We start from the raw sequence: 8,969 nt of genomic DNA, 5'->3' as shown, positions 1-8,969 counted from the left end.
ATCAGCTTCACGAACAGGTCGTCAGCGTCGGTCACGTCCTTCACCTTGACCTGCAGCAAGGAGCGCACGTCGCGATCCAGGGTGGTCTCCCAGAGCTGCTGGGCGGTCATCTCACCGAGGCCCTTGTAGCGCTGGAGCTGCAGGCCTTTCCGGCCAAACGCCATCACCGCCTCGAACAGCGCGACGGGCCCGTGCAGCACGGTCTCGTCGGACTTACGCATCAGGGTGGCGGGTTCGCCATAGATTTCCCGGAAGGCGTCGGCCCGCTCGGACAGGCGCCGGGCTTCCTGCGAGGTGATCAGGCCGAGATCGAGGGTCGACACCTGCCGGACGCCGCGCAGCGTCCGGCTGAGGCGATAACCGCCCTCGAAGGATTCGCCCTGCCAGCCGCGCTCGATCTCGTCCGCGATGGCGTCGAGCCGGCGGGCGGTCAGGTCGGCCAGCACCTCGGCCTCGCCGGTCCGCGAGGCCGCCTCGGGGTCGAAGGCGCCGGCCAGCACCGCCTGCTCGACCACGGCGCGGTCGTAGCGCGTGTGCAGGCCCTGCAGGATGTTGCGGAAGGTCCGCGCCTCCTCGACGAGGCTCTTGAGCTGAGGCCCGGCGAATTCCGCACCGGTGGAGAGGCGCAGGATCGCCCCGTCGGTCCCCTGGTCGATCAGGTAATCCTCGAGGGCGCGCTCATCCTTCAGGTAGATCGCCTTCCGGCCGCGCTCCGCTTTGTAGAGCGGCGGTTGCGCGATGTAGAGATGGCCGCGGTCGATCAATTCCGGCATCTGCCGGAAGAAGAAGGTCAGAAGCAGCGTCCGGATGTGCGAGCCGTCCACGTCCGCATCGGTCATGATGATGATGCGGTGGTAGCGGAGCTTTTCCGGGTTGAAGCCCTCGCGGTCGGTCGAGGAGCGCCCGATCCCGGCGCCGAGCGCCGTGATCAGCGTGCCGATCTCGGCCGAGGACAGCATCCGGTCGGCGCGGACGCGCTCGACGTTCAGGATCTTGCCGCGCAGCGGCAGCACCGCCTGGAAAGTCCGGTCGCGGCCCTGCTTGGCCGAGCCGCCGGCGGAATCACCCTCAACCAGAAGGATCTCGCACTTCGTCGGGTCGCGCTCCTGGCAATCGGCGAGCTTGCCGGGCAGCGATGCGATGTCGAGGGCGCCCTTGCGGGTCACGGTCTCGCGAGCCTTGCGGGCGGCCTCGCGCGCCGAGGCCGCCAGGACCACCTTGGCCATGACCGACCGCGCCTGGCTCGGATTCTCCTCGAGCCAGGTCGACAGACCTTCGTTGAGGACGTTCTCGACCGCGGGCCGGACCTCGGACGAGACGAGCTTGTCCTTGGTCTGCGACGAGAATTTCGGGTCCGGCACCTGCACGGAGATGACGGCGGTGAGGCCCTCGCGGCAATCCTCGCCGGTGAGCGACACCTTCTCCTTCTTGGCGATGCCGCTGGATTCGGCATAGCCGGTGACCTGCCGGGTCAGGGCCGCCCGGAAGCCGGCCATATGGGTGCCGCCATCCCGCTGCGGGATGTTGTTGGTGAAAGGCAGCACGGTCTCGTTGAACGAGTCGTTCCACCAGAACGCGACCTCGACGCGGATCCCGTCGCGCTCGGAACTGACGACCACCGGGCTGGTCATGCCGTCGATCGGCTTGCGGGAGCGGTCGAGATACCGGACGAAGGCCTCGATGCCGCCTTCGTAGTACAGCTCCTCGCGCTTCTTCTCGGCATGGCGGGCATCGGTCAGGACGATCCGCACGCCGGAATTGAGGAAGGCGAGTTCACGCAGGCGCTTTTCCAGCGTCCCGTAATCGAACTCGATCATCGTGAAGGTTTCGGTGGAGGGCAGGAAGCTGACTTCCGTCCCGCGCCGACCGTTGCCGGGCCCGACGACCTCCAGGGGCGCCACGGCGTCGCCGTGGCGGAACTCCATCGCGTGCTCCTTGTCGTTGCGCCAGATGCGCAGGCGAAGCCACGACGACAGGGCATTCACCACCGACACGCCGACGCCGTGCAGGCCGCCGGAAACCTTGTAGGAATTCTGGTCGAACTTACCGCCGGCGTGCAGCTGGGTCATGATGACCTCGGCTGCCGAGACACCCTCCTCCTTGTGGATGTCCACCGGGATGCCGCGCCCGTTATCGGAGACGGTGCAGGATCCGTCGGCGTTGAGGGTGACGGTGACGAGATCGGCATGGCCCGCCAGCGCCTCGTCGATGGCGTTGTCCACGACCTCGTAGACCATGTGGTGGAGGCCGGAGCCGTCATCGGTATCGCCGATATACATGCCGGGCCGCTTGCGGACGGCGTCGAGGCCCTTCAGCACGCGGATGGATTCCGCGCCGTAATCGGCAGGCTCGGTCTGGGGGGTGTCGGCCATGAACTTCCTCGGGCAGGCGGGCCTGATCGCGTCGGTGGCAGATGCGCCGTCGGGTGCCCGCGCCTGAACTCTCGCTTGATCCGCCTGATATAGGGGTTCCGCGTTGAGATTGCACGATTTTACGGGCCCGCGGCGGGCCCGTCCCGAAGCCTTTTGTGACGCTCGCCGCTTAACGCCGCGTTAGCCCTCGATGCCGCCCGCGCTCGCCGTGTCGAGGCGGCCGATCGCCTCCGGCGAAAGGGTCAGCCGCACGGCGCCGAGGAGCTCGTCGAGTTGCGCCACCGAGGTCGCGCTGGCGATGGGCGCCGTGATGCCGGGGCGGGCGATGATCCAGGCAAGCGCCACCTGGGCCGGGCTGGCACCGTGCGTCTGCGCGACCGAATCGAGCACGTTCAGCAGCGCGAGACCGCGCGGGTTGAGGTACTTGGCGACGCGGTTCTCACGGGCCCGTCCCGTCGCGTCCTGGGCGCTGCGGTACTTGCCGGTGAGGAAGCCCGCGGCCAGCGAGAAGTAGCCGATGACGCCGATCTGTTCGGCCCGGCAGAGCGGCTCCAGCTCGGCCTCGTAGCCGCGCTGGGCGAGGCTGTAATCCGGCTGGAGGCATTCGTAGCGTGGCAGCCCCGCGGAGGCGGCGATCGTCAGTGCCTCCTTGAGCCGCGCCGCGCTGTAGTTCGAGGCGCCGATCGCGCGGACCTTGCCCGCCGCGATCAGGCGCTCATGGGCCCGCAGGGTCTCGTCCAGGGGCACGTCGGTATCGTCGACATGGGACTGGTAGAGGTCGATCCGGTCGATCCGCAGCCGCCGCAGCGAGGCCTCGCAGGCCCGCTCGATATGGGCCGCCGAGAGACCCTTGCCGGCCTCGCCCATGTCCATCCCGACCTTGGTCGCCAGCACGATCCTGTCCCGGACGCCCGGACGGCTGGCCAGCCATCGTCCGATCACCGTCTCGGATTCCCCGCCGACATGGCCGGGGGCCCAGCGCGAATAGACGTCGGCGGTGTCGATGAAATCGAAGCCGCTCTCCACGAACCGGTCGAGGATCGCGAAGGCGGTCGCCTCGTCGGCGGTCCAGCCGAAGACGTTGCCGCCCAGGCAGAACGGCGCGACCGTCAGGTCGGAGCGGCCGATGCGGCGCTTGTCCATGATGTCGGTCAGTCCTGCAGGAAGGGATTTGAGACACGCTCCTCGCCGAGCGTGCTCGTCGGGCCATGGCCCGGGATGAAGGCGATGTCGTCGCCCAGCGGCAGGACCTTGTCCTTGATGGCCCGGATCAGCTGCTCGTGGTTGCCGCCCGGCAGGTCGGTGCGGCCGACCGAGCCCTTGAACACCACGTCGCCGACCAGGGCGAACCGCGCGTCCCGGCTCACGAACACGACGCTGCCGGGCGAGTGCCCGGGGCAGTGAAGGATGTCGAAGCCGAGACCGCCGACCGTCACGCCATCGCCCTCGTCGAGCCAGCGGTCGGGCGTGACGGGCCGGGCCGCGCCGAGGCCGTAATTGGCGGCGGTCTCGGGCAGGGAATCCAGCAGGAACTTGTCCGCCTGGTGCGGCCCCTCGATCGGAACGCCGAGGCGCTCGCGCAGCTCGTCGGCGCCGGCGGCGTGGTCGACATGACCGTGGGTCAGCAGGATCTTCTCGACGGTGACGCCCTGCTCGCGGATGGCCGCCTCGATCCGATCGAGATCGCCGCCGGGATCCACCACGGCGCCGACCTTGGTCGTGTCGTCCCAGATCAGGGTGCAGTTCTGCTGGAAGGGTGTGACCGGGATGATCCCGGCGCGTGGCGTACCTGGCATGTCGTCCCGCGTGTAGGCAGCGCCGCTCCGGACGCCCTCTGCCGCAGTCTAGCGCAGAACGCCGGTGGGCGGCACCCTGTGCGGCACGCTCAGGCCGCGTCGCCCCTGGGGCGACGCAGGCCGTCGTGAAGCGCCAGCATCTCCGCCATGCCGAGCGCCCGCGAGCTCCAGCGGGTCTCCGCGGTGTTGACCTGCGTGAACCGGTCGTGGGACCGGCCGCCATAGGCTCCGAACAAGGTCCTGCCCGCCTCGACGGCACCGTCGTCCCGCGCCGTCTCGTCCGGCCGGTCGATCCGGTAGGACGGCGTCGGCGACCGGCCGGTCACGCCGATCCGCACCGAGGCGTCGCCGTAATGCTTCTGGCACAGCCTCATGGTGACCAGCACCTCGCGCAGGTAGTCTTCAGCGTCGGCGAGATCCGGCAGGATGTCGGCGATCGTCGCGTCCGAGGGATAATGCTTCGTCCGGGCCATGCTACACCTTGCTCAGGCGTGTCCTACCGTCTTCGCCGGCCGAGGGCGAGCCGGGCGCCGGTTTTCCTCACGCCGGCCGCCGCTTCAACAGCGCGTCGAGGCCCCCGACCCGGAACCAGTGGTAGCCGTAGCCTTCCAGGAACAGGCAGTGCCGTCCGTCTTCGCCGACCTCGCTGCGGCTGCCGGTCAGCACATCGACGAGGATGTCGTGTTCGGAATCCTCCACGCCGGATGCCATGGCGACCTCGACGGGCTCCGGCGCCAGATTGTGGACACACAGGATGGCGTTGCCGCGCCAGTCGTAGCGGAGCGCCAGCACCGAGGGACGCCCGGTCTCCATCGGGACCACGTCGCCCCAGCCGATCTCCGGCGCCTCCTTGCGCTGCCGGATCATGCTCTGCATCCAGTTGAGCAGCGAGTCGGCCTCGTGGCGCTGGTCGGCGACGTTCACGTGCGCGTAGCCGTAGGGCCCGTGGTCGATCAGCGGAATCACCGTGCGGTCGGCCGTGGAGAAGCCGCCCTGATACTCGCTGGTCCACTGCATCGGCGTGCGAGCGCAGTCTCGCTCCTTGAGCGCAAGCTCGTCGCCCATGCCGATCTCGTCGCCGTAACGCAGAACTGGCGTCCCCGGCAGGGTGAACATCAGCGAATAGGCCAGCCGGATGCGGCGGGGATCGCCGGCCAGCATCGGTGCGAAGCGGCGGCGGATGCCGCGGTCGTAGAGCTGCATCCCCTTCTCGGGCCCGAAGGCGTCGAACACGCTCTGACGCTGCTTGCCCGTCAGGCGTCCCAGGTCCAGCTCGTCGTGGTTCCGCAGGAAGATGCCCCATTGGCAGGAGAGCGGGCGCGGCTTCGTCCGCTCGATCGCCTTGACCAGCGGGCGCGCATCATGGGCCGCAAGGGCGTAGAAGGTCGCCTGATTGACCTGGAAGTTGAACATCATGTGCATGCGGTCGGCGTCGTCGCCGAAATAATCCATGTCCTGGTTCGGCAGGATGTTGGCCTCGGCCAGGATGATGGCGTCGCCCTGCCGCCATTGCAGGAACTCGCGCAGGTCGCGCAGCATCTCGAACTGCTCGCGGGGCTTGCCGCCGACATCGGCCCCCTTCTCGGCGATGACGAACGGCACGGCATCCATGCGGAAGCCGGAGACGCCCAGCTGGATCCAGAAACCCATGATCTTGAGGATCTCGGCCAGCACCTCGGGATTGGCGGTGTTGAGATCCGGCTGGAAGTTGAAGAAGCGGTGGAAATACCACGCCTTGGCCTTCGCATCGTAGGTCCAGGTGGTCTCCTGCACGCCGGGGAAAACCATGCCCTCGTCGGCGCTCGCGGGGCGCTCCTTCGACCAGACGTACCAGTCGCGATAGGGCGAATCCGGGTCGGAGCGGGCCGACTGGAACCACGGGTGCTGGTCCGAGGTGTGGTTGACCACGAGGTCGATCAGCACCCGCAGCCCCCGCTGCTTGGCCGCGTGGGTGAAGGCGACGAAGTCACCGAGCGAGCCGTAATCGGGGTCGACGCCGTAATAGTCGGCGATGTCGTAGCCGCCATCCTTCTTGGGCGACGGCTGGAAGGGCATCAGCCACACCGCGGTGGCGCCCAGGCCCTGGATGTAGTCGAGCCGGCGCTCGAGCCCAGCGAAGTCGCCGATCCCGTCGCCGTTGGCATCCATGAAGGTGCCGACCGACAGGCAATAGATGATGGCGTTCTTGTACCACAGGTCGTTGATCATGGCCCCACCGGCGTCGTCGCGCCTCACGAACGTGGGACCCCATCAAAGCGTTGCCGTGCGGCGTCTCCTTAAATCAGCCGCGTTGTGCACGCCCTGTTCAGGCGCGCTCCCGAAAGGTCCGCGCCCGCCCCGTCGCGTCCCCCGAACCCGGCCCGTATGAACGCCATCCTGATCAAGCTGTTCGCGACAGCCCTGACCCTGAGCCAGGTCACGACCCGGCCGGAGGCGGTCCGGACGCAGTTCGATCCAGCCACCGATGGGCCCGAGGTTGTGCGCCTGCTGCGCGACGGCTGCGCCCACATGCGCAAGGCCTTCGACATCGAGGACATCAACCTCGACGAGCTGATCACCACCGCGATGGAGGATCCGTCCACCGTCGCCGGGCCGGCCGCCCCGAAGATCCTGCACGGGCTCGACCTGAACGAGCTGAACACGAGCTACAAGCAGTTCTGCAAAGGCGAGAACCCGGCGAACTCGCCCTTCGACGCCAAGGCAGTGATCGAGTTCTACGACAACGCCACCAAGGACCTGCCCAGCGCCGAGGCCCTGCGCGACAAGGCGCTCCCCGGCATGACCCGGATCCTCGACGGCGCCGGCAAGCCCTTCGCCGAGGCCTCCGAGCCGAACGGGCGCCGCATCGTCGTGCCGATCACGGCGGTTCCGACGCTGGTGCAGAAGGCCTTCATCGCCGCCGAGGACAAGCGCTTCGAGACCCATCACGGCATCGACGAGCGCGGCGTGATCCGCGCCTTCATCGCCAATCTAGCCTCGCCGGGACGTCCGGCGGGTGGTTCGACCATCACCCAGCAGGTGGTCAAGAACCTCTCGGTCGGCGACGACGTCACCTACGAGCGCAAGATCCGCGAGATGATCGTCGCGTCGCGGCTGGAGCGGATCCTCTCGAAGCCGCAGATTCTCGGGCTCTATCTCAACGGCATCTATCTCGGCCGGGGCGCCTACGGCATCGAGATGGCGGCGCAGAGCTATTTCGGGAAGCCGGTGGGGCAGCTCACCCTGCCGGAGGCTGCGCTCCTCGCCGGCATGCCCAAGGGGCCGAATTTCTACAGCCCCGACAAGTATCCGGACCGGGCGCGGGAGCGGCGCGCCTACGTGCTCGCCCGCCTCAAGGAAGAGGGCGCGATTTCCGAGGCCGAGATGAGCGCGGCGATCAAGTCCGATCTCGGGCTGAAGCCGATCGAAACCGCGCGGCGCGATTCCGGCTTCTACGTGGTGGATTTCCTCAATCGGGAGGCCCGCACCTTCGCGGGGGTGGATTCCCTGACCTCCGGGTCGCTGACCGTCCGCTCGACGATCAATGCGGGCCTGCAGCGCTCCGTCGAGGAGGCTCTCCAGGACGGGCTCGCCAATTACGAGCGCTCCACGGGCCGTCAGGTCTTCGCGGGGCCCGAACTCAACCTCGCCGACAGCGTCCGCAGGATCCAGGCCGCGACTCCTGCACCGGAGGGGGCGACCCAGGCGGCGCCCGCGGTGACGGGAGCGCGAACGGATGCGCCCAAGGCGGATGCCAAGATGGACGCCAAGGCGGACGCCAAGGCGCGTCGTGGCGAGAAGGTCGCGGCGGTCCCGCAGAAGAAGCCGGCCTGGCTTCTGGCGCTCGAGAGCGCCCGCCCGGTGCTCTACGACGTGCACTGGCCGATGGCGGTGGTGCTGGAGACCGGGCGCGGCGGCATGAAGGTCGGCCTCGCCGATGGCCGGACCGCCGTCCTCGACCCCGGCATCGCCCGGGGCAAGCTGCAGCTCTACGACGTGATCCGCGTGAAGGTCGGCTCGGGCAAGGGCGGCCTGCGCGCGCAGATCCGCGTCCGGCCTACGGTCCAGGGCGCGGCCCTGGTGATTGAGAACCAGACCGGCCGGATCCTCGCGATGGCCGGCGGCTTCTCCTACCCGCTGAGCCAGCTCAACCGCGTCACCCAGACGGTGCGCCAGCCCGGCTCGACCCTGAAGCCGCTGACCTATCTCGCCGCGCTCAATGCCGGCCTGCAGCCCAACACCCTGGTCATGGATTCCGCCGTCACCCTGCCGCCGATCGGCGGGACCGGCGATTCCTGGTCGCCGAAGAACTACGAGGGGGGCGGTTCGGGCCCCACCACCCTGCGGCGCGGCCTCGAATTCTCCAAGAACCTCGTCACCGCCCGTCTGCTCCAGGGTGGAATCGAGCCCAAGGCGCCGGCGAGCCTGAAACGGGTCTGCGACATCGCCCTGGAGGCACAGATCTACGCCGAGTGCGAGCCCTACTATCCCTTCGTCCTCGGCGCGCAGCCGGTGCGGATGCTGGACCTCGCGGGCTTCTACGCGGCAGTGGCCAACGAGGGCGCGCGTCCGGCCCCCTACGCGCTCGAATCCGTCGAGCGGGACGGCAAGCCGCTCTACACGCATCCCGCCAAGGAGCCGGCGCGGATCGCCTCTGCGGACCGGGTCGCCTTCTACCAGCTCAAGACCATGCTGCAGGGGGTGACCCAGCACGGCACCGCGGCGGCGCTGTCGAAGGTCTCGGCCTACGTCGCCGGCAAGACCGGAACCTCCGAAAACGAGAACGACGCGTGGTGACTCTAGAGGTCCCCGGTCCGAGCTG

The 8,969-nt window shown here is 68.5% G+C and carries 6 protein-coding genes; 1 reads left to right on the top strand and 5 read right to left on the bottom strand.

Annotated features, from left to right (window positions below):
- The 5 genes from gyrB to I53_RS00270 all read right to left on the bottom strand — a co-directional run.
- A partial coding sequence (gene gyrB, locus I53_RS00290; RefSeq protein WP_043345347.1) for a DNA topoisomerase (ATP-hydrolyzing) subunit B occupies positions 1 to 2,372 on the bottom strand: 2,372 nt, incomplete at its 3' end.
- A gap of 180 nt (positions 2,373 to 2,552) precedes the next feature.
- Positions 2,553 to 3,515: an aldo/keto reductase gene (locus I53_RS00285; RefSeq protein WP_043345345.1), complete on the bottom strand. Its 963-nt coding sequence runs from the start codon at positions 3,513 to 3,515 to the stop codon at positions 2,553 to 2,555.
- Between the two features lie 8 nt (positions 3,516 to 3,523).
- Positions 3,524 to 4,168, bottom strand: coding sequence for an MBL fold metallo-hydrolase (locus tag I53_RS00280; RefSeq protein WP_043345343.1), 645 nt, complete (start codon positions 4,166 to 4,168; stop codon positions 3,524 to 3,526).
- 89 nt (positions 4,169 to 4,257) lie between these two features.
- Positions 4,258 to 4,641, bottom strand: coding sequence for a hypothetical protein (locus I53_RS00275; RefSeq protein WP_043345342.1), 384 nt, complete (start codon positions 4,639 to 4,641; stop codon positions 4,258 to 4,260).
- Positions 4,642 to 4,708: 67 nt separating this feature from the next.
- Positions 4,709 to 6,376 (bottom strand): alpha-amylase family protein, encoded by a 1,668-nt coding sequence (locus I53_RS00270; RefSeq protein ID WP_043345339.1) that lies wholly within the window; start codon positions 6,374 to 6,376, stop codon positions 4,709 to 4,711.
- A 156-nt stretch (positions 6,377 to 6,532) separates the two neighbouring features.
- On the opposite strand from I53_RS00270, the gene I53_RS00265 reads away from it, so the two are divergent.
- Positions 6,533 to 8,944 carry a transglycosylase domain-containing protein gene (locus I53_RS00265; RefSeq protein WP_043345348.1) on the top strand — a complete coding sequence of 804 codons (2,412 nt, stop codon included), beginning with the start codon at positions 6,533 to 6,535 and terminating at the stop codon, positions 8,942 to 8,944.
- Positions 8,945 to 8,969 lie beyond the last annotated feature (25 nt).

Source organism: Methylobacterium sp. B1, assembly GCF_000333255.1.
GTDB classification, from domain to species: domain Bacteria; phylum Pseudomonadota; class Alphaproteobacteria; order Rhizobiales; family Beijerinckiaceae; genus Methylobacterium; species Methylobacterium fujisawaense.
This window is presented reverse-complemented; position numbering and strand designations above follow the sequence as displayed.

Coding starts and splice junctions, on each gene's coding strand:
- I53_RS00280 (WP_043345343.1), bottom strand. CDS start 4,168: ATGCCAGGTACGCCACGCGCCGGGATCATCCCGGTCACACCCTTCCAG.
- I53_RS00285 (WP_043345345.1), bottom strand. CDS start 3,515: ATGGACAAGCGCCGCATCGGCCGCTCCGACCTGACGGTCGCGCCGTTC.
- I53_RS00265 (WP_043345348.1), top strand. CDS start 6,533: ATGAACGCCATCCTGATCAAGCTGTTCGCGACAGCCCTGACCCTGAGC.
- I53_RS00270 (WP_043345339.1), bottom strand. CDS start 6,376: ATGATCAACGACCTGTGGTACAAGAACGCCATCATCTATTGCCTGTCG.
- I53_RS00275 (WP_043345342.1), bottom strand. CDS start 4,641: ATGGCCCGGACGAAGCATTATCCCTCGGACGCGACGATCGCCGACATC.